At 70.0% G+C, this 25,346-nt stretch carries 26 protein-coding genes; 9 read left to right on the top strand and 17 right to left on the bottom strand.

All coding sequences use genetic code 11. The features are described 5' to 3' along the window. Positions 1-59 precede the first annotated feature (59 nt). The gene (locus ACWIGI_RS18995; protein WP_454203714.1) at positions 60-677 is read left to right on the top strand and encodes a class I SAM-dependent methyltransferase; all 618 of its coding nucleotides are present in this window, start codon (positions 60-62) and stop codon (positions 675-677) included. A 48-nt stretch (positions 678-725) separates the two neighbouring features. Here ACWIGI_RS18995 and ACWIGI_RS18990 read toward each other — a convergent pair whose 3' ends face one another. From ACWIGI_RS18990 to rarD, 3 genes are all read right to left on the bottom strand, one after another. Next, a complete protein-coding gene (locus tag ACWIGI_RS18990) occupies positions 726-1,127 on the bottom strand; it encodes a VOC family protein (protein WP_454203904.1) in 402 nt (133 codons plus the stop codon). 161 nt (positions 1,128-1,288) lie between these two features. Next, positions 1,289-1,495, bottom strand: coding sequence for a hypothetical protein (locus ACWIGI_RS18985; RefSeq protein WP_454203713.1), 207 nt, complete (start codon positions 1,493-1,495; stop codon positions 1,289-1,291). A 113-nt stretch (positions 1,496-1,608) separates the two neighbouring features. Then, positions 1,609-2,517 carry an EamA family transporter RarD gene (gene rarD / locus ACWIGI_RS18980; RefSeq protein ID WP_454203903.1) on the bottom strand — a complete coding sequence of 303 codons (909 nt, stop codon included), beginning with the start codon at positions 2,515-2,517 and terminating at the stop codon, positions 1,609-1,611. Between the two features lie 184 nt (positions 2,518-2,701). Here rarD and ACWIGI_RS18975 point away from each other — a divergent pair, with 184 nt between their 5' ends. Together ACWIGI_RS18975 and ACWIGI_RS18970 are read left to right on the top strand one after the other, a co-directional pair. Continuing rightward, the gene (locus ACWIGI_RS18975) at positions 2,702-5,182 is read left to right on the top strand and encodes an HAD-IC family P-type ATPase (protein ID WP_454203712.1); all 2,481 of its coding nucleotides are present in this window, start codon (positions 2,702-2,704) and stop codon (positions 5,180-5,182) included. Between the two features lie 159 nt (positions 5,183-5,341). Then, positions 5,342-6,169 (top strand): PhzF family phenazine biosynthesis protein, encoded by an 828-nt coding sequence (locus ACWIGI_RS18970; RefSeq protein ID WP_454203711.1) that lies wholly within the window; start codon positions 5,342-5,344, stop codon positions 6,167-6,169. Between the two features lie 21 nt (positions 6,170-6,190). Here the strand turns inward: ACWIGI_RS18970 and ACWIGI_RS18965 are convergent, their stop codons facing one another. From ACWIGI_RS18965 to lspA, 8 genes are all read right to left on the bottom strand, one after another. Beyond that, on the bottom strand, positions 6,191-7,102 hold the full coding sequence (locus ACWIGI_RS18965) for an ADP-ribosylglycohydrolase family protein (RefSeq protein ID WP_454203709.1): 912 nt from the start codon (positions 7,100-7,102) through the stop codon (positions 6,191-6,193). A gap of 142 nt (positions 7,103-7,244) precedes the next feature. Continuing rightward, positions 7,245-7,616, bottom strand: coding sequence for a hypothetical protein (locus ACWIGI_RS18960; RefSeq protein WP_354987260.1), 372 nt, complete (start codon positions 7,614-7,616; stop codon positions 7,245-7,247). 10 nt (positions 7,617-7,626) lie between these two features. Continuing rightward, positions 7,627-8,070 carry a roadblock/LC7 domain-containing protein gene (locus ACWIGI_RS18955; protein WP_454203708.1) on the bottom strand — a complete coding sequence of 148 codons (444 nt, stop codon included), beginning with the start codon at positions 8,068-8,070 and terminating at the stop codon, positions 7,627-7,629. Between the two features lie 29 nt (positions 8,071-8,099). Continuing rightward, positions 8,100-8,909, bottom strand: a complete 810-nt coding sequence (locus tag ACWIGI_RS18950; protein ID WP_454203707.1) for a hypothetical protein — start codon at positions 8,907-8,909, stop codon at positions 8,100-8,102. Beyond that, positions 8,899-9,258 (bottom strand): hypothetical protein, encoded by a 360-nt coding sequence (locus ACWIGI_RS18945; protein WP_454203706.1) that lies wholly within the window; start codon positions 9,256-9,258, stop codon positions 8,899-8,901. Before ACWIGI_RS18945 ends, ACWIGI_RS18950 begins: the two co-directional genes overlap by 11 nt. 467 nt (positions 9,259-9,725) lie before the next feature. Further along, complete coding sequence (locus ACWIGI_RS18940; protein ID WP_454203705.1) at positions 9,726-10,361, bottom strand: hypothetical protein; 636 nt, start codon at positions 10,359-10,361, stop codon at positions 9,726-9,728. A gap of 26 nt (positions 10,362-10,387) precedes the next feature. Then, positions 10,388-11,314 (bottom strand): RluA family pseudouridine synthase, encoded by a 927-nt coding sequence (locus ACWIGI_RS18935; protein ID WP_454203704.1) that lies wholly within the window; start codon positions 11,312-11,314, stop codon positions 10,388-10,390. Continuing rightward, the gene (gene lspA / locus ACWIGI_RS18930; protein WP_454203703.1) at positions 11,311-12,066 is read right to left on the bottom strand and encodes a signal peptidase II; all 756 of its coding nucleotides are present in this window, start codon (positions 12,064-12,066) and stop codon (positions 11,311-11,313) included. Before lspA ends, ACWIGI_RS18935 begins: the two co-directional genes overlap by 4 nt. A gap of 262 nt (positions 12,067-12,328) precedes the next feature. Here lspA and ACWIGI_RS18925 point away from each other — a divergent pair, with 262 nt between their 5' ends. Both ACWIGI_RS18925 and ACWIGI_RS18920 read left to right on the top strand, forming a co-directional pair. Beyond that, positions 12,329-13,222, top strand: coding sequence for a hypothetical protein (locus tag ACWIGI_RS18925; RefSeq protein ID WP_454203702.1), 894 nt, complete (start codon positions 12,329-12,331; stop codon positions 13,220-13,222). After that, positions 13,219-13,968 (top strand): hypothetical protein, encoded by a 750-nt coding sequence (locus ACWIGI_RS18920; protein WP_454203701.1) that lies wholly within the window; start codon positions 13,219-13,221, stop codon positions 13,966-13,968. The genes ACWIGI_RS18925 and ACWIGI_RS18920 overlap by 4 nt, the downstream gene beginning before the upstream one ends. Positions 13,969-13,982: 14 nt before the next feature. Here ACWIGI_RS18920 and ACWIGI_RS18915 read toward each other — a convergent pair whose 3' ends face one another. The 3 genes from ACWIGI_RS18915 to ACWIGI_RS18905 all read right to left on the bottom strand — a co-directional run bounded on the left by ACWIGI_RS18915 (position 13,983) and on the right by ACWIGI_RS18905 (position 19,515). Beyond that, positions 13,983-17,270, bottom strand: coding sequence for an arabinosyltransferase domain-containing protein (locus tag ACWIGI_RS18915; RefSeq protein WP_454203902.1), 3,288 nt, complete (start codon positions 17,268-17,270; stop codon positions 13,983-13,985). Positions 17,271-17,470: 200 nt separating this feature from the next. Continuing rightward, positions 17,471-17,968, bottom strand: coding sequence for a hypothetical protein (locus ACWIGI_RS18910; protein WP_454203700.1), 498 nt, complete (start codon positions 17,966-17,968; stop codon positions 17,471-17,473). Positions 17,969-18,153: 185 nt separating this feature from the next. After that, positions 18,154-19,515 carry a DNA polymerase IV gene (locus ACWIGI_RS18905; RefSeq protein ID WP_454203901.1) on the bottom strand — a complete coding sequence of 454 codons (1,362 nt, stop codon included), beginning with the start codon at positions 19,513-19,515 and terminating at the stop codon, positions 18,154-18,156. 191 nt (positions 19,516-19,706) lie between these two features. Here ACWIGI_RS18905 and ACWIGI_RS18900 point away from each other — a divergent pair, with 191 nt between their 5' ends. Both ACWIGI_RS18900 and ACWIGI_RS18895 read left to right on the top strand, forming a co-directional pair. Further along, positions 19,707-20,585 carry a UTP--glucose-1-phosphate uridylyltransferase gene (locus ACWIGI_RS18900; protein ID WP_454203699.1) on the top strand — a complete coding sequence of 293 codons (879 nt, stop codon included), beginning with the start codon at positions 19,707-19,709 and terminating at the stop codon, positions 20,583-20,585. Positions 20,586-20,756: 171 nt separating this feature from the next. Further along, positions 20,757-21,803 (top strand): alpha/beta hydrolase, encoded by a 1,047-nt coding sequence (locus tag ACWIGI_RS18895; protein ID WP_454203698.1) that lies wholly within the window; start codon positions 20,757-20,759, stop codon positions 21,801-21,803. A gap of 209 nt (positions 21,804-22,012) precedes the next feature. On the opposite strand, the gene ACWIGI_RS18890 is transcribed toward ACWIGI_RS18895, so the two are convergent. Further along, the gene (locus tag ACWIGI_RS18890) at positions 22,013-22,465 is read right to left on the bottom strand and encodes a MarR family winged helix-turn-helix transcriptional regulator (protein WP_454203697.1); all 453 of its coding nucleotides are present in this window, start codon (positions 22,463-22,465) and stop codon (positions 22,013-22,015) included. A 53-nt stretch (positions 22,466-22,518) separates the two neighbouring features. Here ACWIGI_RS18890 and ACWIGI_RS18885 point away from each other — a divergent pair, with 53 nt between their 5' ends. Further along, positions 22,519-23,565 (top strand): hypothetical protein, encoded by a 1,047-nt coding sequence (locus ACWIGI_RS18885; RefSeq protein WP_454203696.1) that lies wholly within the window; start codon positions 22,519-22,521, stop codon positions 23,563-23,565. 12 nt (positions 23,566-23,577) lie between these two features. Here ACWIGI_RS18885 and ACWIGI_RS18880 read toward each other — a convergent pair whose 3' ends face one another. Next, positions 23,578-24,117, bottom strand: a complete 540-nt coding sequence (locus tag ACWIGI_RS18880; protein ID WP_454203695.1) for a TetR/AcrR family transcriptional regulator — start codon at positions 24,115-24,117, stop codon at positions 23,578-23,580. 77 nt (positions 24,118-24,194) lie between these two features. Here ACWIGI_RS18880 and ACWIGI_RS18875 point away from each other — a divergent pair, with 77 nt between their 5' ends. Next, positions 24,195-24,608 carry an organic hydroperoxide resistance protein gene (locus ACWIGI_RS18875; protein ID WP_454203694.1) on the top strand — a complete coding sequence of 138 codons (414 nt, stop codon included), beginning with the start codon at positions 24,195-24,197 and terminating at the stop codon, positions 24,606-24,608. 27 nt (positions 24,609-24,635) lie between these two features. Here ACWIGI_RS18875 and ACWIGI_RS18870 read toward each other — a convergent pair whose 3' ends face one another. Beyond that, positions 24,636-25,172, bottom strand: a complete 537-nt coding sequence (locus ACWIGI_RS18870) for a C40 family peptidase (RefSeq protein WP_454203693.1) — start codon at positions 25,170-25,172, stop codon at positions 24,636-24,638. Positions 25,173-25,346 lie beyond the last annotated feature (174 nt).

The raw sequence follows: 25,346 nt of genomic DNA, 5'->3' as shown, positions 1-25,346 counted from the left end.
ATGTTCGCCGCCGGGTTCGGTGGCTGGCGCGTACGCCGATTCGGCAGGACAGTGGTGGGGTGGGAATCTACGAGGAACGCGTGCTGCCGCACATCATCGACAAGACCTGCGGATCGTCGATGCTGGACCCGGTGCGGGAGAAGGCGTGCGCGGGGCTGCACGGCCGCGTGGTCGAGATCGGGTTCGGTTCGGGCCGCAACGTGCCGTTCTATCCGGCTGCGGTGCAGTCGGTGAGCGCGGTCGAGCCCGCCGACCGGGGCTGGGCGATGGCGGCCGGGCGGGTGGCGCGCTCGAGCGTGCCGGTCGAACGTTCCGGGTTGGACGGGCAGTCACTTCCGTTCGCGGACAACAGTTTCGACTCCGCGCTGACCACCTGGACGCTGTGCACGATCCCCGATGTGGCAGCGGCGCTGGCCGAGGTCCGGCGGGTGCTGGCCCCGGGCGGCACCCTGCATTTCGCCGAGCACGGCCTGGCCCCGGATCCCGGTGTGCAGCGGTGGCAGCAGCGGCTGAATCCGGTGCAGAAGACGCTGTTCGGCGGCTGCAATCTGAATCGCGACGTGCGAATCATGCTGGAGGACGCCGGTTTCGAGATTCGGGAGCTGGATCGCTTCTACGAGAAGTACGCGCCGAAGTTCCTGGGCGCGCAATCGCTGGGCACGGCCGTCGCGTCCTAGCGCGGGCGCCTCGTACCCGCCGGGGCCGGCGGGCACGAGGCCGGCGAACTACCGCGCGGGCCAGCCACCGTACGGAACGGTGATCAGCTCCAGGTAGTGGCCGCTGGGATCGGTGAAGTAGATCCCCCGGCCGCCGTCGTTGTGATTGATCTCGTTCACGCCCTGCTGCCGCGGATCCGCCCAATAGGTGAGCTCGCGCTCACGAATCTTCGCGTAGGCCGCGTCGAATTCCTCCTCGGAGACGAGGAAGGCGTAGTGCGTGGGGTGAACGCCGCCCGGCAGATCCGGCGGCACGGTGGCGAAATCGAAGGTGACGCCGTTCTCGACTTCGAGGGCGATGAACGGACCCCACTCCGCGCCCACCGTCAGACCGAGGATATCGGCCCAGAATTCGGCCGATTCACGATTGTTCTCACTGGCGACAATGGTGTGGTTGAACTGGATGGTGATGGGAAAACTCCTGTGCTCGTGGCGATCCCGACCCTGGACCGGTACAAGTCGGCCGACAGGAGCATCGCCACGCCTTCGAAGCTATCCAGAAAAGCACCGGCCCGCCAGCCCCCGGTGACAGCGGTCATAGCGGGGCGGGCGGGCCGGGCGGCGGGAACGCGCTACTTCTGGCCCGAGCCCGCGTCGGCGGACAGGCTGCCCAGCTGGCACCACAGGCTGGCCGGGTACTGCATGGTGCAGACCTGGGCGACCTGGTCGGCGGGGGCGGGCGCCGGGGTCAGGGGCACGGCGGCGGCGGTGGCCGCGGCGGCGAGCGGGGCGAACAGGATGGCGCTGGCGAGGATTCCGGCACGATAGCGAGTGCGCATGGGGAGTTTCCTTTCCGGACGGCGGGGCCTGCCGTCTCGCCGGGAACATACTGAGTCGACCCTATTTCAGACAAGCCCCGGAAAATACCGGCGGCGCCGACCGGGCGAATCCCTCAGGCCGCGACGACCGCGGGCCGCCGCGCCCGCCGCAGCGCGTCCACGGTGAAGATGCCCAGCGCGACCCAGATCAGCGCGAACCCCGCCCAGCGCGAGGCCGGCATCGGCTCGTGCCCGACGAACACGCCCCAGCTCAACTGCAGCGCGGGCGTCAGATACTGCAGAATTCCCATGGTGGACAAGGGAACCCGGGGCGCGGCCAACGCGAACAGCAGCAGCGGGATCAGCGTGACCGGACCGGTGACCATGAGCAGCGCGGTATGCGCCCCCGAGGAGCCGAAGGTGGCGCTCCCGGTCAGCGCGAGCACGACCACCGCGATCAGCGCGAACGGCGCGGCGGCGAGCCCCTCGGCGGCCAGCCCGGGCAGCGCGTCGAGCCTGATCACCTTCTTGACCAGCCCGTACACCGCGAAGGAGCAGGCCAGTACGAGCGCGATCCAGGGCGGGCGGCCGTAGTCGACGGTCAGCACCACGACCGCGATCGCACCCAGGGTCAGCGCGATCCACTGCGGCCGGCGCAGCCGCTCACGGAAGATCAGCACGCCGAACGCCACCGTCACCAGCGGATTGATGAAGTACCCGAGCGCGCACTGCACCACCTGCTCGGAGATCACGCCGTAGACGTACACACCCCAGTTGACCGACAGCGCCAGCGACGCCGCCGCGGCCAGCCGCCAGGTGCGCGCGTCGATCCGCCGCAGTTCCCGCATGCGCCCGGCCACCAGCAGCAGCGCGAGCGCGACCACCAGGGTCCAGAGAATGCGTTCGGCGAGCACCTCGACCGGGCTCGCGAAGGCCAGCAGTCCGAAGAACGCCGGGAACAGGCCCCAGATGAAGTACGCCCCGACCCCGAAGGTGATCCCCAGATCACGACCGGCCGGAGCCTGGCCGACACGGGTGCCGATCGCGCCGCCGCCGTCTCCGGCGGCCTCTCCCGGTGTCGAGCGCGGATCGTCCACTCCCACTACGTTAGCCTGCGCAACGACCCCGGGATATCGGTTATCGGACGTCCAATTCGCCCCGCACGACGCGCGCGCCCGCCACCCGGCCGAACCGGTTTCGGCCGCGCCGACGTTCTAGGCTGTCGGCATGTCGATCACTGCGCAGGCCGCGAGCCCACCGGCGACCGGATTGACCTCGGCCGAGGTCGAACAACGCCGCCGCGACGGGCTCACCAACGACGTTCCCGAGCGGGCCAGCCGCTCGGTCCGGGAAATCGTCCGGGCCAACATCTTCACGCGAATCAACGCCATTCTCGGCGTGCTCTTCATTCTCGTGCTGGCCACCGGATCGATCATCGACGGCATGTTCGGCCTGCTCATCGTGGCCAACAGCGCCATCGGCATCTTCCAGGAGGTGCGCGCCAAGAAGACCCTCGACCAGCTCGCCATCGTCGGGCAGGCCCAGCCGATGGTCCGGCGCGAGGGCAGGGCGCAGGCCGTGGCGCCGCAGGAGGTGGTGCTCGACGACGTCATCGAACTCGGCCCCGGTGATCAGATCGTGGTCGACGGCGAGGTCATCGAGGCCGAACTGCTCGAGGTGGACGAGTCGCTGCTCACCGGCGAGGCCGATCCGATCGACAAAAGCGTTGGGGCGCCGGTCATGTCGGGCAGCTTCGTGGTCTCCGGCAGCGGCGCGTACCGGGCGACCAAGGTCGGCAAGGACGCCTACGCGGCCAAGCTCGCCGACGAGGCCAGCAAGTTCACCCTGGTCAACTCCGAACTGCGCAACGGCATCAACACCATCCTGAAAGTCATTACCTACCTGCTGATTCCGGCGGGCATCCTGTCGATCTACAACCAGCTCGTCTCGAGCGGGGAGTCGTGGCGGCCCGCGGTCAACGGCATGGTCGCGGCGCTGGTGCCCATGGTGCCCGAGGGCCTGGTGCTGATGACCTCCATCGCCTTCGCGGTGGGCGTGGTCCGGCTCGGCCGCCGGCAGTGCCTGGTGCAGGAGCTGCCCGCCATCGAGGGCCTGGCGCGCGTGGACGTGGTGTGCGCGGACAAGACCGGCACCCTGACCGAGAACGGTATGCGGCTGGGCGAGATTCGGCCGGTGACCGGGAACGGGGTCGGCGAGGCGCTGTTGCAGAAACGCGAATCCGGCAGCGCCCCCGACGATTCGGCGGATCTGCGGCAGGTGCTCGCGGCGCTGGCGGCCAATGACCCGCGGCCCAACGCCAGTGTGCTGGCCATCGCCGAGGCGCTGCCGGACAACCCGGGCTGGCGGCCCAGCGGCGTCGCGCCGTTCAGTTCGGCCAAGAAGTGGAGCGGCTTCTCCTTCGGCGAGCACGGCAACTGGCTGCTCGGCGCGCCCGACGTGCTGCTCGAGCCCGGAACCGACATCGCGGCCACCGCGGAGGAGATCGGCGCGCAGGGGCTGCGCGTGCTGCTGCTGGCGAGCAGCGACCGTCCGGTGGACGCCGCCGACGCGCCCGGCACGGTGACCCCGGCCGCACTGGTGGTGCTGGAGCAGCGAATTCGCCCCGATGCCCAGGACACCCTGGAGTACTTCGCGTCCCAGCACGTGGCCACCAAGGTCATCTCCGGCGACAACGCCGTATCGGTCGGCGCGGTGGCCTCCTCGCTCGGGCTCACCGGCGGCGCGCACGCGGTCGACGCGCGCGAACTGCCCAGCGATCGTGACGAACTCGCCGATGTCCTCGAGCACGAGACCGTCTTCGGCCGGGTGCGCCCGGACCAGAAGCGGGCCATGGTCGGCGCCCTCCAGTCACGCGGGCACACCGTCGCGATGACCGGCGACGGCGTCAACGACGTCCTGGCGCTCAAGGACGCCGACATCGGCGTCGCGATGGGCTCGGGCAGCCCGGCCACCCGCTCGGTGGCCCAGATCGTGCTGCTGGACAACAAGTTCGCGACCCTGCCGTACGTGGTCGGCGAGGGCCGCCGGGTGATCGGCAACATCGAGCGGGTCTCGAACCTGTTCCTCACCAAGACCGTGTACTCGGTGGTGCTGGCCTTCCTCGTCGGCATCGCCGGCGTGGGTTCGCAGATCTTCCACTACGAGGCCATCGGCTATCCGTTCCTGCCGCGCCACGTGACGATCGCGGCCTGGTTCACCATCGGCATCCCGGCCTTCATCCTCTCGCTCGCGCCGAACAACGAACGCGCGCGCACCGGATTCGTCGGGCGCGTCATGCGACTGGCGATTCCGTCCGGTCTGGTCATCGGCGTCATGACCTTCATCTCGTACCTGATGTCGTACCAGGGTCCCGACGCGACCGAGACCCAGAAGGTGCAGGCGGGCACCACCGCGCTCATCACGCTGCTGATCATCGCGGTGTGGGTGCTGGCGATCGTGGCGCGGCCGTGGGTGTGGTGGAAGGTGCTGCTCGTCGCGGGATCGGTTGTGGGCTACCTGATTCTGTTCGCGCTGCCGTTCACCCGCGAGTTCTTCAAGCTCGATCCGACCAACGCCGCCTTCACCACGTGGGCGTGCATCCTGGGCGCGATCGGCATCGTGCTGGTGGAGGTGGCGTGGTACGTCAGCGCCAAGCTGCAGGGCGAGGATCCGCACCTGCTGCCGACGTCTCCCGGCGAAAAGCCCTGACGCCCGGCTGATTACGGAACGGTCCCCCGGGACCGGACGGCGGTGCACCCTACCGGTGCACCGCCGTTCCGCGTTAAACGCGTACTGGTCGCATGTTCCGGCTCGCCGTGAACTGTCTTGTCCGGGGCTGTCATTGACGCGCGGGGTACTTTGGGGCGCATGGAGGTCCTGCTGCACCAGATCGACGCGTTCGCCGACGCACCGTTCTCGGGCAACCCGGCGGCGGTCATGCCACTGCTGTCCTGGCTCCCGGACGACCTGCTACAGCAGCTCGCCGAGGAGAACAACCTGGCCGAGACCGCCTTCTACACCTCCGGCCTGCCGTCCGAGGCCGGTGCGGCGCCGGACAACTCACCCGCCTTCCACCTACGCTGGTTCACCCCTGCGGTCGAGGTGGACCTGTGCGGGCACGCCACCCTCGCCGCGGCCGCCCAGATCCTGGACGACATGCATCCGGGCGCGGATCGCGTGCACTTCTACACCCGTAGCGGCTGGTTGCGCGTCGATCGCGATCGCGACGACCTGGTGCTGGACCTGCCCGCGGTGGACTCGGTGGAAATCGATGTGCGGGAAGACATTCCGCGCATGCTGGCGAGCGCGCTGGGCGTGCGGCCGCTGCGCGCCTACGACGGCACCGACGTGGTGCTGGTGCTCACCGCCGAACACGAGGTGCGCGACGCCCGTCCGGACTTCACGGCCTTTCCCGCGCTCGGCCGGGCGGCCATTCTCACCGCCCTGGGCGAGGAGACGGATTTCGTGTCCCGGGTGTTCGCGCCCGGGGTGGGCGTACCCGAGGATCCCGTCACCGGTTCCGCGCACGCGCAGCTCGCGCCGCTGTGGTCCCGCGAGCTGGGCCGCACCACGCTGACCGCCCGGCAGCTGTCCAAACGCGGTGGGGCACTGCGCTGTTCGCTGGCGGCGGACCGGGTGCGGCTGTCCGGGCGCTGCCGCCGGTACCTGGACGGCGTGGTCCGCCTGGCGGACTGACGCCCGTGAGCACGGGCCCGCTCAGCGGACGAGGATCAGATCCGTCAGATTGCGCAGATCCTCGGCGCGATGCCCCGGATACCCGTGCAGCAGAGCGATCCACCGCTCGGGAATGGCCGACGCGCCCCAGCGCGCGCCGAGCAGTCCGCCCGCGATGGCCGCGGTGGTGTCGGTGTCGCCGCCCGCCCGCACCGCCAGTTCCAGTGCGGCGGGCAGGGAATCGGCGTGCGTGATGGCCCACCAGGCGGTCTGCAGCGCGTGCACCACCCAGCCGTTCTTGGGGAAGTCGGCGGGCGTGCCGTGTTCGGCGGCGTCGAGCAGCGGCTCCCAGAAGTCCGCGTCCACCGCCCACAATGACTGCCGCACACCGGCGTAATCCCCGTGCAGCACCGCGTGCCGAATCGCCAGCGACCACAGCGTGCACGCCTGCATGGCCTGCGGGTCGTAGTGGGTGAGCGAGCTGATCAGGGCCGCGGCCCGCCCGCAATTGGTCTCGTCACCGAGGTAGCCCAGGGCCACCGGCGCGGTGCGCATGAGCGAGCCGTTGCCCGCGGTGAGGCCGCCGAGCTCGTGGGCGCGAATCTGCATGTCGCGCCCGGATGTGCTGCGCCACTGCAACACCTGCGCGGTCTGATGCCCGATGTCGACGGGTTTGGAATCCCACCACGCCACGAATTCCGCCGCCGCGGCGTCCAATCCGCTGGGCTCGTGCAGGTTTCCGGCCGCCACCAGGGCGCGTGCCACCGCGATGGCCATCGAGGTGTCGTCGGTCCACTCCCCCGGCGCCCACTTGAACGCGCCGCCGCCGATCATGTCGATGACGCGATCCGGGCCGGGATGGGTGAACTCGTAGCCCGCGCCGAGCGCGTCCCCGGCCGCCGTGCCCAGCAATACCCCCGCCGCCCGATCGGCCTGTTCGGTCGTCAAATCCATCGGACCCCATCCCCTTTCGCGATCAGTGCTCGCGCACCAATCTCTCACGCCCGCCGGCGGGGAGCGACGGCGATACGACGAACGGGGCCCCCACCGCGGTGACCGCCCGGGTTCCGGGTGGTAACCGCGTGGTGGTGGTTCGCTAGACCTCCAGATCCTCTTCGATGCCCTTGAGCCGGTGCCGGGCCAGGGCCAGATTCGCGCGCACCTTGTCCAGGGCCAGGTACAGGAACAGGCCCTTGGACTTGCGGCCCGTCATGGGACGGATGATGTGGTACTGGCTGCCGAGGGTGATGAGGATGTCCTCGATCTCCTCGTTCAGGGCGAGCTGTTCGATGGTGCGCATCTTGGCGCGCACCACCTCGGTGTTGCCCGCGGCGGCGACCTGCAGGTCCAGCGCCTTGGAGCTGCCGAGCAGGCCCAGGGCCATACCGCTGTTGTAGTCGACCACGGCGGCGCCGACGGCCCCGTCGATCACCATCATGTCCTTCAGCGCGATATCCATGTTGGACATGGCGTTCCTTTCAATCGGTGTTCTTCTTCTGGTGCTTTCCGAGGTCGTTCGCCGCCGACAGGTGGTCGGCGATGGTGCGGGCAACGGGACGCGACTCCAGGTGGAGCCGGCCCACGTTCACCTCGGGGCCCGCGAGAACCATGAGCGCGGCCGTCCAGCCCGCCGCGTAGATCACCACGTAGCCGCCTTCGCCGCGCACGACCACTTCGCGGAAGTTGCCGCCGTGCGCGGTGGTGGCCAGTCGATGTGAGAGCGCGAGCTGGGAGGCGCTGAGCGCGGCCATACCCGTCGGCTCGATGTGGGTGGGCAGATCGTGTGCGATGAGCAGGCCGTCGGTGGATGCCACCAGCGCCCCGGTCAATTGCGGGACCCGCGTGCGTAATGCTTTGAGCTGTGCCGGTAACACCGTGTTCGGTTCGGGTCCGGACATCGCCACCTTGGTCAACCTTCCCATCAATTCTCCGAACGATCTCCTGCGCGGTGTCACGCAAGCTCTTCCAGGGCCGCGCGCACGCGCACGAGGACGTCACGATCGACCGGCTGCCAGCGCTCCGCGGCGGTCACCGCCGCGGACTGGCGGGACCGGCGCCGGGGTAGACCCGCCGGTGCGGTGACGGGGGTGACCACCACCGAATCGGTCATGACGAGCGGGGCGGGCCGCGCCCCGGACTGCACGGGCGGCACGATCAGACCCGCGGCGGTCAGATCGCGCACCGCCACCAGGCAGCCGAAGGTGGTGCGGCCCAATTCATGTGCGATCCCGGTGATGCTGCGCCGGGAGTCGGCGGCCGCGAGCACCTCGGCCTGACCGCCGGTCAGGACCACCCGCTGGGTGCGCATCCGGCGCACCGGGACCACCGGCGTTCGATCGACCAGGGCCGCGGGCCAGAGCCCGGCCTCGGGATCACCGCGCCGCGCGCATTCGTCCACGATGGCGCGCGGGGTGAGATGGCAGACCGGGGCCAGCCAGTTCGGCGGGGTCGGGCGGAACTCGGGGACCGCGGGATTCGACAGCAGGAAGTAGGCGGCGTCGAAGACCGACAGCACCGCGAGGGTCTCCAGTTGCGGCCGGGTCAGCAGCGATCCGCTGTCGCCGCCCTCGGCGGCCCGCCAGTCCTCGGCCGTGGCCACCCCCGCCTCGATGACGAGGCGATCCAGGCCGGTGGTGCGGCGGCAGTCGGCGCGCGTGATCGCGCCGTCGGCCAGATGGAAGGCGCCGTCGCCGGTGCGCAGCACGCCCGTGCTGCCCTGCTGCTCCAGCCGCCGCAATTCCACGGCGAGTTCACCGCTCATGATCACCATCGACCAATTCGGACAGGAGGCCGCGGATCCGGAATCTGGCCATGCCGAGGTTGCCGGTGGCGTCGTCGAAGAGCACGTGCACGAATAGCCGGCCCTCGTAGTCGCCGTTCACCAGATTCAGCAGGTGATATCCGCCGCTGCCGCAGACAATGATCTCGGTGATGTCGTCGCCGTAGGCGCTGTTGATCAGGGCCGGGCACTGCAGCACCGCCCGGACCACCTCGGTGGTGCTGGCCGCGTCCTCGTGCTGGTCGATAAGGTCGTGACTACCGGCGGCGGCCACGGACAGACCACTCGCCGCGTCGACCAGCGTCACACTCCGCGCACCGGGGATATCCATGATGCGTTTGAGACAGCTGTCAATACCGATCACTGATCACCACTCGCGCTGTAAGACTTTACGATTTCAGGACGCTACACATGTGCCGGTACCGACACACGGCATTTGCCCGAGATTTACGGCGCCACTTCTCATTTCCCCCGGTGACGGGAAAAGAATACCTTCCGGTATCGAATACGGGCGCGCGCCAAGGGGTTTCAGCAAACCAAATTTTGCCGCCAGCAAACTTTTCCGGGCGTCGACATCTGCTCGTGATAGGTCGATAATGCGGACTACCGAATACACGATTCGATCGAATGGCATCGCCGCGAATCATGCATATCGGGCAAAACGGCAATCGGGGCCCTGCCCACGGCAGCGAACCGGTATCGATCGAGAAAGACAGCGCCCGACAGGCTTTCGACACCCGTCCGGGTGCGCCGCACCGGCTACCGCCCGGACGCGAGCCGGGCGGGACGGCGGCGGGATCAGTCCGGCGGTAGTACGCCGTCGTCGGGACCGGGCTCGGCCAGCAGATCCGATTCCGGCAGCAGGGGCACCAGGGCGAACACGCCCGCGGGCGCGTCGGCGGGCAGCGCTTCGACGGCGCGGATCCCGGGCCGGGTGGCCAGCGCGCGCAGTTCGGGCAGAGTCCCGTGCACCACCAGGCCCACCACGCAGGCGCAGTTCGCGCGCAGCCGGGACGCGGTGATCGCGTTCACGCGCACGGCGCGCGCGTCCAGCGGGGACAGGTACTCCACCTGGTACGCGGCGGCTCTCACCGAGGCGCGGGCGGCCTCGTCACCGGCGGGGACCGCGACGGTCACGATCGACGTGCGCACCCGGTCCAGTGGAACGTGGTAGGTGACCTCCGAAATACGCAGTCCCCCGGCGTATTCCGGAATCCGGTCGGCGGTGATGCCCGCGGTGAAGGACAGCAGCGCCCAGTGCCGGTCGGTACCGGCGCCCGCGAGCGACGCGCTCGCCCGGGCCAGATACTCCGCGACCGGCTCCCCGTTCTCCGGGCCGAGCCGATCGGTGGCGATCACCGCGGCCCGGGGCGGCACCGCCACCCCGAGCCCGTAGACGAAGGCGGCGAAAGCCGCTGTGGCGGCGGCGATCACGACCCGCCGCCGATCGCCGGTCCGCACTAGTGCGCGCGGAGCACGTCCAGGGCGTGCTCGAGGTCGGCGGGGTACTCGCTGGTGATCTCGACCCAGCGGCCGTCGGCCGGATGGTTGAACCCGAGCTGGCGCGCGTGCAGCCACTGCCGCTCCAGCCCGAGCCGTTCGGCCAGGCGCGGGTCCGCCCCGTAGGTGAGATCACCGCAGCAGGGATGCCGCACCGCGGAGAAGTGCACCCGAATCTGGTGTGTGCGACCGGTTTCCAGGTGAATGTCCAGCAGGCTCGCCGCCTGGAACGCCTCGACGGTGTCGTAGTGGGTGACGCTCGGGCGGCCGTCCGCGGTGACCGCGAACTTCCAGTCGTTGCCGCGCGCGCGGCCGATCGGCGCGTCGATGGTGCCGCTGCTGGGATCCGGATGCCCCTGCACCAGAGCGTGATAGCGCTTGTCCACGGTGCGCTGCTTGAACGCGCGCTTGAGCACGGTGTAGGCGTGCTCGGACTGCGCCACCACCATGACCCCGGACGTGCCGACGTCCAGGCGGTGCACGATGCCCTGGCGCTCGTGCGCGCCGGAGGTGGAGATGCGGTATCCCATGGCGGCGAGTCCGCCGACCACGGTCGGCCCGCTCCAGCCGACGCCGGTGTGCGCGGCCACGCCCACCGGCTTGTCCACGGCCACGATGTCGTCGTCGGCGTAGAGGATCTTCATCCCGTCGACCGGGGTGGCCTCGACCACGAGTTCGCGCTTGGGCTCGGGGAATTCGACCTCGAGCCAGGAGCCCGCGCTGAGCCGGTCGGACTTGCCCGCCGCCACCCCGTCCAGCTGGACCGAACCGTCCTCGGCCATGGCGGCGACGGCCGTGCGCGACAGGCCGAGCAGCCGGGACAGGCCGGCGTCGACGCGCATGCCGTCCAGGCCGTCGGGCACCGGCATACTGCGGGTCTCTCTCATGCGGTCTTCTCCTCCTTCTCGCCCTCGGCGTGCTGCATGCGGGTTCCGTCGGGTTCGAAGCCGAACAGCGTCAGGGTCACCAGCAGGATCGCGCCGCAGACGATGGCCGAATCGGCAACGTTGAACACCGGCCACCAGCCCACGGCCACGAAATCCACCACGTGGCCCTGCAGCGGGCCGGGCGAGCGGAACAGCCGGTCCACCAGGTTGCCCAGCGCGCCGCCGAGCACCATGCCCAGGCCGATGGCCCACGGCAGCGAACGCAGGGTGCTGCCGATGCGGATCACGCCGATCACCACGGCGGTGGCGATCAGGGTCAGCAGCCAGGTCATGCCGGTGCCGCCCATGGAGAAGGCCGCCCCGGGATTGCGGACCAGGGTGAAGCGAACGGTCTTGCCGATCAGGTACACCGGTTCGCCGGGCGTCAGCTGGGCCACCATGATGATCTTGGTCAGCAGGTCCAGGCCGAGCAGGACCGCGGCGAGGGCCAGCACGGTACGCAGTCGCTTGGGCCGCGCGGGCGCGTCGTCGGCCGCGGCGGCGTCAACAGCCGCATCCCGATCGGCCGTCTCCGGGTCATCGGCGCTCGCCGTCGCGGCGTCCACACCGGAATCCTTCGCGAGCGACGCGGGCTCGGAGCCGGTCACGCCGGCCGCCGGGGCCGGGTCCGCGGCGCCGCTCCGGGGCGCGCTGTCGCCGGGCGACTCGTCTGGTTCGTCTGCGCCGGATTCGCGCGGCCGGTCGGTACTCACCCTTGACATCATTCCCTATGGCAATTGCCGCCCCCGCGCTCGGCGTGCGAACGGGCCGTTCGGTACGCGCTGCGAGGGGTGCGAAGGCCGCGGCGCCCGGGCGCACCGGCATCCCAGCTGATTTTCAGGAAGTGGCCGTAACCTGTTCGACGTGACGGTGTTGTCTTCATCCCCCAGCTCGGCGCCTGCCACCGCACGCTGTTCCGGCCATACCGGCCGAACGCGCCCGGGTCATCGGAATCCTCGATCGAGTGTGCTGCTCATGGTGCTCGCCGTCGCCTTCTCGGCGCTCAGCGCCGGGTGTAGCGCCGGGTCGGAGACCACGACCGACGGCGAGGGCGCCGAACCGATCGTCGGCATCGGCAACGAGGTGACCATGCCCATCGCGGCGGTGACCACCACCGTCATCGACGCCGGCGCCGAACCCCGGGCCCGGCTGCGGCCCCTGGTCGAGACCGGCACCACCCAGCAGGTCACCCTGCGCACCGATCACCACATCGAACAGCAGATCAATTCCCAGGCGGTACGCGACTTCTCACCGCCCGGGGTGACCATTCCCTTCACCGCCGAGGCCGGCACCGACGGCGTCGAGCTGACCCTGGGCAGCGTCACCTCCCCCGATCCCGCCCTCGCCCAGGCGCTGCTCACCGCCGACGGCTCGCGGGCCGGATTCGACATCAGCGAGATGGGCGCGATCACCGCGCTGCGCATGGCACCCAAGCCCGCCACCTCCGACGCCGCGCGCGCCGCCCTGGAGCAGGCGTTCTATCAGGCGGTGTACCAGTCCATCGCCTTCCCGGACGAGCCGGTCGGCGAGGGCGCGGTGTGGACCGTGCGCCAGCAGGTCTCGGGCAGCGTGCCGCTCGAACAGGTCACCACCGCCACGCTCACCCACCGCGACGGCAACCTGCTCACCATCTCCCTCGACGTGACCCAGACCCCGAAATCGACGGTGTGGCACCTGCCCAACGAGGCCGGGCAGCTCGAGATCATGGACTACCTCATGCACGGCAACGGCGTGATCACCGTCGATCTCGGCCTGCCGCTGCCGGTTTCGGGCTCGGTCGAAGTGGGCGGCAACCAGACCTACCGGGACCCGCACAGCAATGTGACGTTGCGCCAGACGCTTCGGACGCAGGTGCAGTGGGGCGCGTGAACACCACACCGGGCACGACGCGCGCGATCCCACGCGCCCGCACCACCGTCGCGGCGCTCACCGGCGTGCTGGCGCTGACCCTGGCCGCCTGCGGCGAGGACGACGCCGCGCCCGCGGTCCCGCCGCTGGGCCCGGCGGTGACGCCGCCCACGGCGGCGGCCGGGGGTCCGGTTCCCGATTCCCCCGCGCTGCGCGCGGCGATCCTCGACGCGAAGGCGCTGCCGAACGGATATGCGGCCCTGCCCGATCCGGCCGTGGGCAGCAGCAGCGGGTCGGGCTCGAACACCGATCCGGCGCGCTGCGCGAAGGTGCTCGCGCCCGTCGCCGAGCAGGCCCCCGACGCGGCCTCGCGGGCGACCGCCACGTTCGGCGGACTGGATTTCGCCAGTATCGACATCGACGCCGCCGCCTACGCCGGGGACGGCGCGGGCCGCGCCTTCACCGCCGTGCAGACGCTGCTGCGCGAGTGCGCGAGCTTCTCCGGCACCGATGCCGCCGACCCGTCGGCCACGATCGAGTTCCGGGTCGGCGGCCTCGACCAGCCCACCGCCGGCGACGCCGCGACCGCCTACCGCGTGGTCACCACGAGCCAGGGCTTCACCCTCCACTCGGCCGTGAGCCTGGCCCTGGTCGGCCCCACCGTGGTCCAGATCGCCATGTCCGGCGCGACGGAGCCGGACCCCCAGCAGCTGACCGCCCTCACGGTCGCCCAGGTCCGCAAACTCCGCGGCGAAGCCGGGCCGTAGCGGCGGTTCCGGTCCTACTGCCAGCCCGTCACGTTGATCGGCCCCGGACTCCAGGTGCCCGAACGGGTTTCGGGGGTCACCTCGGGGCGGGCCGGGATCGCGGTGTCGTCGATCCGGATGAAGCGCTGGAGCTCGCCCCAGTCGCTGCGCCACGCGTTGTTCAGGTAGGTGGACTGGGTCTGGGCCAGCAGCAGCATGTGGCTCCAGCCCAGCGGGCCGCCGCCGGCGTGACCCTGCCAGCTGTTGGTGTCCTTGGCCCCGCCGCGATCGGGCAGGATCCGGTACTCCGGGGTCTCGGCGATGCCGTACCGGTGGTCGAAGGGCCGCTGGCACGGGAACTGCAGTCCCACCGCCCAATCCAGCAGCACCGGCGCGGTGGAACCGACGGCGTCTTGCAGCGTGCGGGTCCGCGGCATGCGCGGCGGGGTGAGCGCCACCCACTGTTTGCCGTCGCGGCTGGTGTCGGTGGCGAGCACCCGGATCACCGTGGCCTCGGCGGGGATATCGGTGAACGGCACCCGCAGATTGCGCCACGTCGGCACCGGGCCGATGTCGATCGGCGTCACCCGGCCCAGCGGACGCAGCGCGCCGCCGGAATCGGCCGTGCCGTACTCGATCTCGACGGTCTGCCCGCCCGAGGCGATCCCGTCCTTGTCGAACGAGCGAATGCGACCGGCCGCGGACAGCGCGATCAGCCCGGAGCGATCGGCGACTGCGGGCAGGTGGTACCAGCCCGTGGTGAGCGAGGCGGACGCCTCCTGGGTGCCGAAGGTGCCGAGCACCGGCGTGGTGGCCGGGTTCAGGCCGAACGGCAGTGCGGCCGTTGTCGTTCCGGCGACCTCGTCGGCCTCCTCGGTGACCGCGGTCGTGATCGCGCTGGAATCCACCTCGTCGTCCGCGGTCAGATCCGTTGCCACACCACCGGGTACGAAGCCCACGGCCTCGGCGCCGAAGGCGGCGAAGGCATCCCCGGTCACCGGGACCAGCATGCCCTGGTTCGGATCGGACTCCACCAGCACCTCGTGCCCGAGCCCGCAGGCATTACCTATCAGCGCGTTGACATTCGACTTGGCCAGCGAGAAGGCCGGATACTGCGCCACCGCGCCCTTGGCCATCGACGCGATCTCGAACAGCACCATGAACGCGGCGATGATCGTCAGCGGCGGCAGCGCCACCACCCGCCAGGCGCGCCGCGAGATGCGGTGCGGGCCCACCGGTTCCGGTGCGCGGACGTGGAACCAGCCCGCCAGCGCCAGCAACGCGAGCGCGGCGAGCAGGAAGAGATTGTTCAGCCCGATCCCGGCCAGCACCACCGGCTTGTCGTTCCAGGGAATCCCGTGGTTCGACACGTACCAGTAGCCGTTGATGCTGGAGAAGGCGATGGCCATGACGAAGGCGAGCACGGCCGCGAACAGCGCCCGGTTGCGCGGCGAGCGCATGACCCGCGGCCCGACCGCCACGGCGGCGAGAACCGCCACCGCACCGGCCAATCCGGCGTAGACGCCGTTGTGATGGGTCCACTTGGTCGGGGTGGTGGCCATCAGCAGCATGACCCCGACGCTGGTGCCGAGCAGTCGCCGGGCCGGCCCGGCCGCGGTGAACGGAATCCGCCCGCCCTTGCGCAGCAGCACCACCGCGCACGCGATCAGGCCCGCCCACAGCATGAACATGCCGAACTTACGCGCCACCGAACCGTCGATGGTCGGCATGAAAAGGTACTGGTAGCGCAGATATTCGTTGTACCACTTGACATACGGCTCGGCGAGCTCGTGCACCCGCTGCATCTCGAACATGGCGGCGAGCGGCTGATCGGCGAACGCCACCGCCAGCACCACCACGCCCGCCGCGCCCACCGGCGCGAGCAGCGCGAGATAGCTGAACCCGCGCGCCCGCAGGACGGCGAACACGCCCGCGCCCGGGGCGACCGGCGCGCTCATGGCCGTGGCGCGCGCGTTCACCGCCCGCCACAGCGGCCGAATTCCGGCCAGCAGCGGCGCGAGACAGATGATGCCCGAGGGTCCGGCGGTGACGGTGAACGCGCCGATGAGCCCGGCGATCGCGTACGGCAGCACCCGGCGGGTGGCGATCGCGCGTTCGACCGACACCCAGGTCAGCAGGACGCCCAGCGCCTCGATCGGCTCGGGCCGCAGGCCGTTGTTGTAGGGCAGCCAGACCGCCAGGAAGCCCAGCGCGCCGGTCCACACCGCCACCCGGTCGAGGCGAACGCGCGCGCCGAGGCGCGGAATCACCTCGCGACTGATCACCAGCCACGTCACGATGCCCGCGAGCAGGGCGGGCAGGCGCATCCACGGGCTTGCTGTGGAGAGCTGCGCCATCTGCCCCAGCAGGTCGTAATACGGTGTGCCGACCGGGTTTTCGGGGACGCCGAAGTAGCGGAAGTAGTTGGCCATGTAGCCGGCCGCGATGGAGGTGCGGCCCATGCCGAACTGGTAGCCGTCGTCGGAGGTCGTCGCGCCGATGAAGTGCCACAGCACCAGCACGCCGATGACCGCGCCGTCGACCGGCGTGATCGTCCACCAGTGCCGGGGCAGAAAGCGCCGCCGGACGCGGCCGTCCCGGCGATCGAGCCGGTACAGCGCGAACAGCGCGACCATGGTGCCCAGGATCGCGGTCCAGATGGCGATGCGCTTGAGCAGCCCCGGGTGCGAGGAGAAGCGGCTGTCCAGCTGCGAATTCACCACGGTCCCCGCGGGCGCGGTCAGATCGCTGTAGATGCCGACCACCTGCGGCCGGTAGTCACCGTTCAGGGTGACCGGGGTCAGGGTGGATCCGGTGAGGGTGGCCACCGAACTCGTCATGCCCGACCGCACGGTGAGCGCGCAGTCGGCGGGCAGTTCGGTGAGCGGCACGCTCAGCAGCGTCTGATTCTGCAGTACCGCTTCGAGTTTGCCGGGGGCGCTCGTCCCGTCACCGGCAACCCCGGGCGCTGTCACCCGCGCCACGAAGCCGTACCGCTCGAGGTCCGGCGCGCCGTCGGGAGCGGTAGCCACGAGTGTGCCGCCGGTCGCGGCGAGCTGGTTCACCGCCGCGCACGGCACGGTGACGTCGAAGGTCAGCGGGGCGTAGGAGACCAGCGGCGCCTCCACACTCCGCGCCGAGTCGTCCTGCGGCCAGGACAGCGTCGCGGAGTCGACGGTGATCGGCAGCAACGGCACCGCCACCGCGGCCAGTACCGCGATCAAACCCGCGATCAGAGCCAGCGGTCGTTCCCATCCAGTGCGTGCCCCGGCCCCGTTCTCGGGCCCGGCTCGCCCGGCGGAATCACGCCCCGCCTTCTCCATCACGTCCGTCACGATCGCCGATAGTAAGGGGGAATCCTGGGAACCCGCGCCCCGGTCACGATCGGGTCGCGCTGACCTGGTCGAATGATCGGCAGAGGTGACGCGGCCCGGTCCGGGCGCCGAACATGGCCGGCGTCACCCGGATGCGAACGGGCCCGTCACTCCAGCGAGTGACGGGCCCGTGTCCGGCCGCGCGTGGATCAGGCGCAGGCCGGGGAAGTCTGGTTGACCAGGGACAACGCGTTGCAGATCCATTCCTTCTGGACCTTCCACTTGCCGTCCTCGGCGACGAAGGGCACGACCGCCGGGTTCGGCGCGCCGCCGTTGATCGAGAACTGGCCGTCCGCGGTGAGGGTGCCGTTGCCCAGATCGGTCACGCCGGTCACCTCGACCTTGGCGTTGTTCTGCTGGTACGCGTCGGACAGGCGCTGCGGCAGGGTCGGATCGGCCTCGACGCCCTGCATCATGTCGAGCTTCTCTTCGTTCGGAACGCTCGGGTCCAGGGCCTTCTGCAGCTGCGCGTTGAGGTCCGCCACGCTCGGGGCCGGCGGGAAGTTCTGAGACGCGGCGGTGGTCGCGGCGGTGGTGGTCTTGACGGGCTTGGTTTCCTTGTCACCACTGCCGCAGGCGGAGAGCCCGAGGGTGGTCACCACGGCCAGGGTGGCGATCGCGATACGTCCAGTCTTCTGAAGCTTCAACTGCTCGTCCTTTGCGTTCGAGTAGGTCCGTTGGACTACGACAGCGCATCGACCGGCGACGCTGCCCGACGGCCAGGCTACACACGCGGCGGGTGAACAACCGCCTCCGCGGCGGGTGCCGCGACACTTTCAGTCCGAATCCTCACGAATCGCTTATTGGTCCGAAAGTCACCCATTGTCCGAGTTTAGCGCAGGCTGCCGAGCGGGTCCGCCTTGGTGAGCAGGGGATCGGCGGCGGCGAACGTCCGCGCCGGGCCCGGGCCGCTGGAACGGGTCTCGAAACGCACCGTCACCACCCCGTGCCCGGCGCCCTGCACCCACCCGTGCCCGAACTCGGGATGTTCGACATCCAGCCCCGGATAGAAGGACTGCGTCAGATAGGAACGCGCCACCGGCGCGGCCACCGGTTCCACCGCGCTCGGCACAACCGCGGGCTCGTCCGACCCGGGCTCGTCGACGATCACCCGCTGATCGAGCTCAGGGAACAGCGACTCCTGCCGAATCTCGGACAGCCCCGCGAAACCCACGCCCACCAGGCGAATCGGGCCCAACTGCACCGGATCCACGGCTGCGCGCTGGGCGGCCGCGGTGAGCGTCGCAAGATCCTCGGTCGCGTAGGGCAGGGTCGAGGACCGCGTCACGATGCTCATATCGGCGCGTTTGAGTTTGAGCACCACCGTGCGCGCGGCCCGCCCGTCCGCGCCGAGCCGCCGATGCGCCGACGCCGCCATCGCCTCGATGGCCGGGCGCAATTGGGCGAGGCTGACGATGTCGGTCTCGTAGGTCGTCTCGGCGCTGATCTGTTTGGCCTCCGCGCGCTCGGCCACCGGGCGTTCGTCGATGCCGCGGGCCAGCCGGTGCAGCGTCGGCCCGATACCCGTGCCCAGGATCGAGGCCACCTCGGATTCGGGCAGGGCGGCCAGCGCCCCCACGGTCTCGATTCCCAGCGTGCGCAAACGACTTTCGGCCACCGGGCCGATCCCCCACAGCCTGCGCACCGGCAGCGCGGCCAGGAATCCCTGCTGTTCGGCGGGCGAGATGACCCGCACCCCATCGGGTTTGGCCATGTCGGAGGCGATCTTGGCGAGCTGTTTGCTGCTGCCCGCGCCCACCGAGGCCACCAGCCCCGTGCGAGCGAGCACCAGCGCGCGCAGACTCTCGCAGAAGTCGAGCACCTCGGCCGGTGTCGCGCCGGACAACTCCGCGGGCTCGCCGAACGCCTCGTCGAAGGAGAGCTGTTCCAGCACCGGGATCCGCGTGCGCATGGTCTCGAACACCTGCGAGCTGAGTTCGGCGTACACCGCACCGCGCGGCGGCACCACCACCCCGTTCACCCCCACCAGGCGCCGGGCCTGATGCATGGGCATGGCCGAGCGCGCACCGAACACCCGCGCCTCGTAGCTCGCCCCCGCCACCACCCCGCGCCCGCCCATCCCGCCGACCAGGACCGGGCGCCCGCGCAGGGTCGGGCGGGTGAGCTGTTCGACCGAGGCGAAGAACGCGTCCATATCCATGTGCAGGACCCAGCGCCGGGCCGGGCGGTGCACCGGGGCGGCTGGGAGATCGCCGGGAGTCCGCTGGGAAATCGCGCGTGCGGGCGGCGGTTCCGCCGCGGCGCCGGCGGACCCCGAAACAACACCGTGACCAGTATCGATCGGATCGGCGGCGGCAGTCACAGCCCGCAATCTACGCCCGGCTACCGACAGGTACGAACGCGCCGGTGTGTGATGATCGGACCATGACGATTCGCAAGGCCGTGATTCCCGCAGCGGGCATCGGCTCCCGCCTGCTGCCGCTGACCAAGGCGATTCCCAAGGAGATGCTCCCGGTCGGCGACAAGCCGGTCATCGAGCACACCGTGCGCGAGCTGGTGGCCTCCGGCATCACCGACATCACGATTGTGGTGAGCAGCGGAAAGTCATTGATCCAGGATCACTTCCGCCCCAACCCGCAATTGGTCGCCCAGCTGCGCGCCGACGGCAAGGCCGCCTACGCCGACGCCGTCGAGGAGGTCGGCAACCTGAGCAGGCTGGGTCACATCACCTACCTGGATCAGCACGGCCCCTACGGCAACGGCACCCCCGTGCTCAACGCCGCGCGCACCCTGGGCGACGAACCGATGCTGGTGCTGTGGCCCGACGACGTCTTCGTCGCCGAGGTGCCGCGCGCCCAGCAGCTCATCGACGCCTACGAGAAGACCGGCGCGCCGGTGCTGGCGCTCATGCCCATGGACCCTTCCGAGTCCCAGCGCTACGGCGTGCCGGTGGTGGAGGAGAACGGCGAGGCCGGACTGATGCGCATCAGCGGCCTGAAGGAGAAGCCCAAGCCCGCCGACGCGCCCTCGAGCTACGCGGCCATCGGCGGCTACGTGGTCACCCCCGGCATCATCGCGGAACTGCGCCGCCAGGTTGACAATTGGTACACCCACGGCACCGGTGAGGTCTATCTCACCGACGCCATCAACATCTTCGCCGCCGAGAACCCGGTGTACGGCCAGGTGATTCGCGGCAAGTGGTACGACACCGGCAACCCGGCCGACTACCTGGTCGCCCAGTTCGCCTCCGCGCTGGCCCATCCCGACTACGGCCCGCTGCTGCGTCAGCTCGTCGAGGAGTAGAAAACCCCTGATCGGCAAGCCTTTCGGCGCAAGTGCGTCAGCGGTGCGCATACACGCCGAAGCGAAATCCGTCGAAACCCGAAACATCGGGGCGGCTACAGCGATGTAACCGGGCGGAAACGTTCGCCGATCAGAGGGAGTGGTGTCGTGCGCCCAGCGGGCAGGCGAGTCATGGCGGTCGCGGTAACGGTCGGATGTCTCGTCGGCGCACTCACCGGCGGCGCGGCACCGGCCGTGGCGACCCCCCGCACGAGCGACCCGATCACGAGCACCGCGCAACTGCTGGCCACGCCGGTGTCGGAAAACGGCTCGTCCATCACCGCTTTCGAGATCCGCGACGCGCGCAACCTGGTGCTGCACGTGCGCTCGGCGGCCATGGACGAGGTGTTCACCGTCGAGGTGCAGCGGCCCGCCGACGCCTCGGTCCCCCGCCCGGCGCTGTACATGCTCAACGGCGCCGGCGGCGGCCAGGACACCGCGACCTGGAAGCGCAACACCGATTCCCCGGAGTTCTTCGCGGACAAGAACGTCAACGTCGTCATGCCCATCGGCGGCGCGTTCAGCTACTACACCGACTGGCGGGCCGAGGATCCCTACCTCGGGGTCAACAAGTGGAAGACCTTCCTGACCGAGGAGTTGCCGCCGCTCATCGACGGGGCGCTGGGCACCAACGGCGTACGCGGCATCATCGGCATGTCCATGTCGGGAACCTCGGTGCTGCAGTTGCCCATCGCCAAGCCGGGGCTGTACAAAGCCGTGGCCGCGTACAGCGGCTGCGCGCAGATCAGCGATCCCATCGGGCGGCGGTTCGCCGAGCTGGTGGTCACCATCGGCGGCGGCAATCCGGTGAACATGTATGGCCCCGAAGGCGATCCGCTGTGGGCCGCCAACGATCCGTATCTGCACGCGGAGGCGTTGCGCGGGCTGGAGATCTACGTCTCCAACGGCAGCGGGCTGCCCGGCAAGCACGACAACATCGCCGATGTCCGCAGCCTCGGCCCGTTCGACGGCGGCCTGGCGCGCCAGCTGCTGGTCGGCGGGATCCTGGAGGCGGCCAGCGACTGGTGCGCCCGCAATCTGGAGACCAAGCTGGAGGAGCTGGACATTCCGGCGACTTTCGAGATCAGCCAGCCCGGAACCCATTCGTGGGGGTACTGGGAGGACGCGCTGCGCGACTCCTGGCCGGTGCTCGCCAAGGGCCTGGATCTGCCCGCCTGAGCGGTATTTTCCCGCCGCCGGTCCGCAATTCCCCAGCGCCACGGCCTGATTCGCCGGTCCGCCGCACCGGCTCGGCGTAGGTGCGAGCGGGCCGCGACTCGGGCGTGGCCGCTGCCGGCCCCCGTGCGTGGGCGCCGGTCACCGTGCGGCCGGACGCGGACCGGGTCCGACGATCCGCCCGGACCGGCGAACGATACCGGGGCCCACTCTCATTCATCGGCGCGGTTGTAGCGGGCCAGGTAGTCCGCCATGCGGGCGATGTCCGCGTCGTCCCAGTCGTGGAAGCGCTCGGTGAACGCCGCGGTCCGGCTACGCGCCGCCGCGCGCGCGACCCGGCGGCCCTCGGCGGTCGCGTGCAGCACGTGGTTGCGGCGATTGCCGGGATCGACCTCGCGGGTCAGATAGCCCAGGCGCTCGAGGGCCGCGACCTGGCGGCTCATGGTGGATTTGTCGAGGTGGAAGTGCCCGGCGAGTTCGGTGGACAGGCAGCCGTCGCGTTCGATGACCAGGTCGAGGATGCTCGACGCCACCAGCGACAACTCCGGATGCAGTTCGGCCGCCCGGCCCCGGGCCCGGCGGGCGAACGCGGTGAGTTCGCGCCCGATCGCCTCGATCGCGCCGGCCCGGTCGCCGGACCGCGGAAATATCGCCTCGGAATCCATGGTTGTAGACTACAACCAAGAATAGTTGTATTTACCAACCATTGGAGTGACACATGGCCTCGCCGCAGATCCGGCACGTCGCCCTGCACCTGCTGACCCCGCTGCTCATGTGCCTGGGCATGGGCCTGGCCTACCTGGGCGCGTTCCACCAGCCCGCGCCCAACCAGCTGGCGGTCGCCGTGGTCGGCGACTCCCCGCAGGTCAAGGTGCTGGCCCAGACCCTGAAGGACACCGGCGGCCACGCGTTGGACGTCATCACTGTGCCGGGCCGCGACGAGGCCGTCACGCAGCTGCGCGATCGCGAGATCGCGGGCGCCTACGTGCCCGACGCCCAGCGGCCCGAACTACTGGTCGCCACCGCCGGGTCGGACACCACCGCCATGGCCGTGGAAACCGCCTTCCACCGGGTCACCGACCGGCAGGGCACCCCGCTCACCATCACCGACGTGGCCGTGCCCGCGCCGGGCGACCCGACCGCGCAGGGCATCTTCTTCCTGCTCGTCGCCCTCAGCATCGGCTCCTACGGCAGCGTGGCCGCGATCGGCGCGGCCGGGGCGGGCCTGTCGATGCGGGTGCGCGCGGCGTTCGGCCTGGCCGCCTCGCTCGCGGTGAGCCTGATCGGGCTGGCCATCGCCGGACCGGTCTTCCACATCGTCGATCACGACTTCGGCGCGATCTGGGCCATGTCGTGGCTGTACTCGGCGGGCATCCTGGCCGTGGGCATCGGCCTGCACACCTTCCTGAAGCGCTGGACCACGCTGGTCATGATGGTGCTGTTCGTCATGCTGAACTTCACCAGTTCCGGTGGCGTGTACGGTCCCTCGCTCCAGAACGACTTCTTCGGTGCGCTGCACGGCTTCTGGAACGGCGCGGGTTTCGTGGAGGGCGCGCGCAGCCTGCTCTACTTCGACGGCGTCGGCTTCGCCGGGCGACTGGGGAGCCTGGTCGCGTGGTTCGGCGCGGGCGTGGTGCTCATGATCGCGGCGGCGGCGGCCGAGCGGCGCGCGGGCGCGAATCGGGCCGTGGCACAGCCGGATTCGACGCCGGCGCGGGCGCACGACGCGGCCGAGGACGAGATGGAGGAGACGGTCGCGGTCTGACCGCGGCGGGTGTCAGCGGGCGGCGAGCTGCGCGAGCGCGGCGCGGATGCCCGCCCGCACGGTCTCCTCGTCCGCCAGTCCACCGCTGACCGCGACACCGTCCCTGGCCAGCAACAGCACGCGCGCCGCCCGGTCCGGATCCGCGTGACCGGCGGCGCGCAGCTGTTCGGCCATGAGTTCGCGGAACCAGTCCCGGTAGTCGTCGACCACCGCGCGCACCGGATGCCCGGGATCGGCGAACTCCACCGCCGCGTTGAGGAACGGGCAGCCCCGGAATCCGGGCCCGCAGCTGATCGCGCCCAACTGCTCGAACACGGCGTCGATGTTGGCCAGGCCCTCGCCCGGCAGGTTCGCCAGAGCGCCGCGCTGGCGGTCGTATTCGCGGGTCAGGTAGGCGACGACCAGGTCGTCCTTGGTCTTGAAATGCCGATAGAACGTGGCCTTGGCGATGCCGGCCTCGGCGATGATGCGGTCGATGCCCACGGTGTGGATGCCCTCGGCGTAGAAGAGCCGGGTGGCCGTATCCAGGAGGCGTTCGCGGGCTGCGCTCATGGTCTTGACGATAGCAGACAGATCTGTCTACCCTGGGGAAGCACCTGAACAGACAAGTCTGTCTACTTGGAGGAATCATGGCCCCCATCTACACCGCCGTCGCCACCTCGATCGGCCGTGACGGCCGCTCGTTCACCGACGACGGCATCCTGGACCTGACCCTGGCCCGGCAGAAGGAACTCGGCGGCGACGGCGCGGGCACCAACCCCGAGCAGCTCTTCGCCGCGGGCTACTCGGCCTGTTTCGCCAGCGCGCTGCAGCTGGTCGCCAAGCGCATGAAGCTCGAGGCCGACGACGCCTCGGTCACCGCCGAGGTGGGACTGAACGCCCTCGAGGGCGGGCGTTTCGGACTGTCGGTGGTGCTGCGCGTGGAACTGCCCGAGCACCTGCACAACGAGCAGGGGCGGGCGCTGATCGAGGCGACCCACCAGGTGTGCCCGTACTCCAACGCCACCCGGGGCAACATCCCGGTGGAACTGGTGGTCGAGTAGCCCGGAACCGTTGCCGGGCAGCCGGACTCAGTAGAACCGGCGGATGTCGTAGATGTCGAACTCCGACAGCGGGGTCAGCCCCACCGGCACACCGGGACTGTGGGCGTTGAAGATGTGCCCGCCGCCGGCGTAGATGCCCACGTGCGAGGCATCGCCGTTGAGAATGACGACGTCACCGGTCTGCAGCGCGCCGAACGGGACCGAGAGGCCCACTTCGGCCTGCTGCCAGGTGGTGCGCGGCATGTCGATGCCGACGCTGCGGAAAGCCCACTGCACCAGGCCGGAGCAGTCCCAGGCGTCGGGGCCGACCCCGCCCCAGAGATAGGGCTTGCCGGTCTGGGTGTTGGCCAGGGCCAGCGCCGCCATGGCGCGCGGGCTGGTGATCGGCAATTGTGCCGAGCCACTGGCACTTCCGGAGGCCGACCCGCTGCCGCTACCCGAGGACGACCCCGAGGCGGAGCCGGTGTCCGGATGCGCGACACCGGCGCACAGGGCGCCCATGGACAGCAGTGCCGAGGCGGCGACGGTCAGGGATCCGATCCGGCGGAGCAGTCTTCGTGTCATTGGACTCGCCCTTCAGCGGTACAACTCGCAACTGCACGGAATCAATAAATAGCTATCGGTTAGCTGTTTATCCCATACGTCACACGCTTCACAAGAAGACCATTTCCGGCGTGTCCCGGAGATGAATTTCACCTTGCAAAATCCGCGCGAATGCGGTAGTAGTCGACTGATAAC

The organism is Nocardia sp. NPDC055321, assembly GCF_053645575.1.
The sequence above is the reverse complement of the archived record's forward strand: the minus strand, read 5'-3'. Positions and strand labels throughout refer to the sequence as shown.

Bases quoted from the DNA above. Each gene is read 5' to 3' on its own strand.
- ACWIGI_RS18985 (WP_454203713.1), bottom strand. From the start codon at position 1,495: ATGCGCACTCGCTATCGTGCCGGAATCCTCGCCAGCGCCATCCTGTTC.
- ACWIGI_RS18975 (WP_454203712.1), top strand. From the start codon at position 2,702: ATGTCGATCACTGCGCAGGCCGCGAGCCCACCGGCGACCGGATTGACC.
- ACWIGI_RS18970 (WP_454203711.1), top strand. From the start codon at position 5,342: ATGGAGGTCCTGCTGCACCAGATCGACGCGTTCGCCGACGCACCGTTC.
- ACWIGI_RS18965 (WP_454203709.1), bottom strand. From the start codon at position 7,102: ATGGATTTGACGACCGAACAGGCCGATCGGGCGGCGGGGGTATTGCTG.
- ACWIGI_RS18960 (WP_354987260.1), bottom strand. From the start codon at position 7,616: ATGTCCAACATGGATATCGCGCTGAAGGACATGATGGTGATCGACGGG.
- ACWIGI_RS18955 (WP_454203708.1), bottom strand. From the start codon at position 8,070: ATGGGAAGGTTGACCAAGGTGGCGATGTCCGGACCCGAACCGAACACG.
- ACWIGI_RS18950 (WP_454203707.1), bottom strand. From the start codon at position 8,909: ATGAGCGGTGAACTCGCCGTGGAATTGCGGCGGCTGGAGCAGCAGGGC.
- ACWIGI_RS18945 (WP_454203706.1), bottom strand. From the start codon at position 9,258: ATGGATATCCCCGGTGCGCGGAGTGTGACGCTGGTCGACGCGGCGAGT.
- ACWIGI_RS18935 (WP_454203704.1), bottom strand. From the start codon at position 11,314: ATGAGAGAGACCCGCAGTATGCCGGTGCCCGACGGCCTGGACGGCATG.
- ACWIGI_RS18925 (WP_454203702.1), top strand. From the start codon at position 12,329: ATGGTGCTCGCCGTCGCCTTCTCGGCGCTCAGCGCCGGGTGTAGCGCC.
- ACWIGI_RS18915 (WP_454203902.1), bottom strand. From the start codon at position 17,270: ATGGAGAAGGCGGGGCGTGATTCCGCCGGGCGAGCCGGGCCCGAGAAC.
- ACWIGI_RS18900 (WP_454203699.1), top strand. From the start codon at position 19,707: ATGACGATTCGCAAGGCCGTGATTCCCGCAGCGGGCATCGGCTCCCGC.
- ACWIGI_RS18895 (WP_454203698.1), top strand. From the start codon at position 20,757: ATGGCGGTCGCGGTAACGGTCGGATGTCTCGTCGGCGCACTCACCGGC.
- ACWIGI_RS18890 (WP_454203697.1), bottom strand. From the start codon at position 22,465: ATGGATTCCGAGGCGATATTTCCGCGGTCCGGCGACCGGGCCGGCGCG.
- ACWIGI_RS18885 (WP_454203696.1), top strand. From the start codon at position 22,519: ATGGCCTCGCCGCAGATCCGGCACGTCGCCCTGCACCTGCTGACCCCG.
- ACWIGI_RS18880 (WP_454203695.1), bottom strand. From the start codon at position 24,117: ATGAGCGCAGCCCGCGAACGCCTCCTGGATACGGCCACCCGGCTCTTC.
- ACWIGI_RS18875 (WP_454203694.1), top strand. From the start codon at position 24,195: ATGGCCCCCATCTACACCGCCGTCGCCACCTCGATCGGCCGTGACGGC.
- ACWIGI_RS18870 (WP_454203693.1), bottom strand. From the start codon at position 25,172: ATGACACGAAGACTGCTCCGCCGGATCGGATCCCTGACCGTCGCCGCC.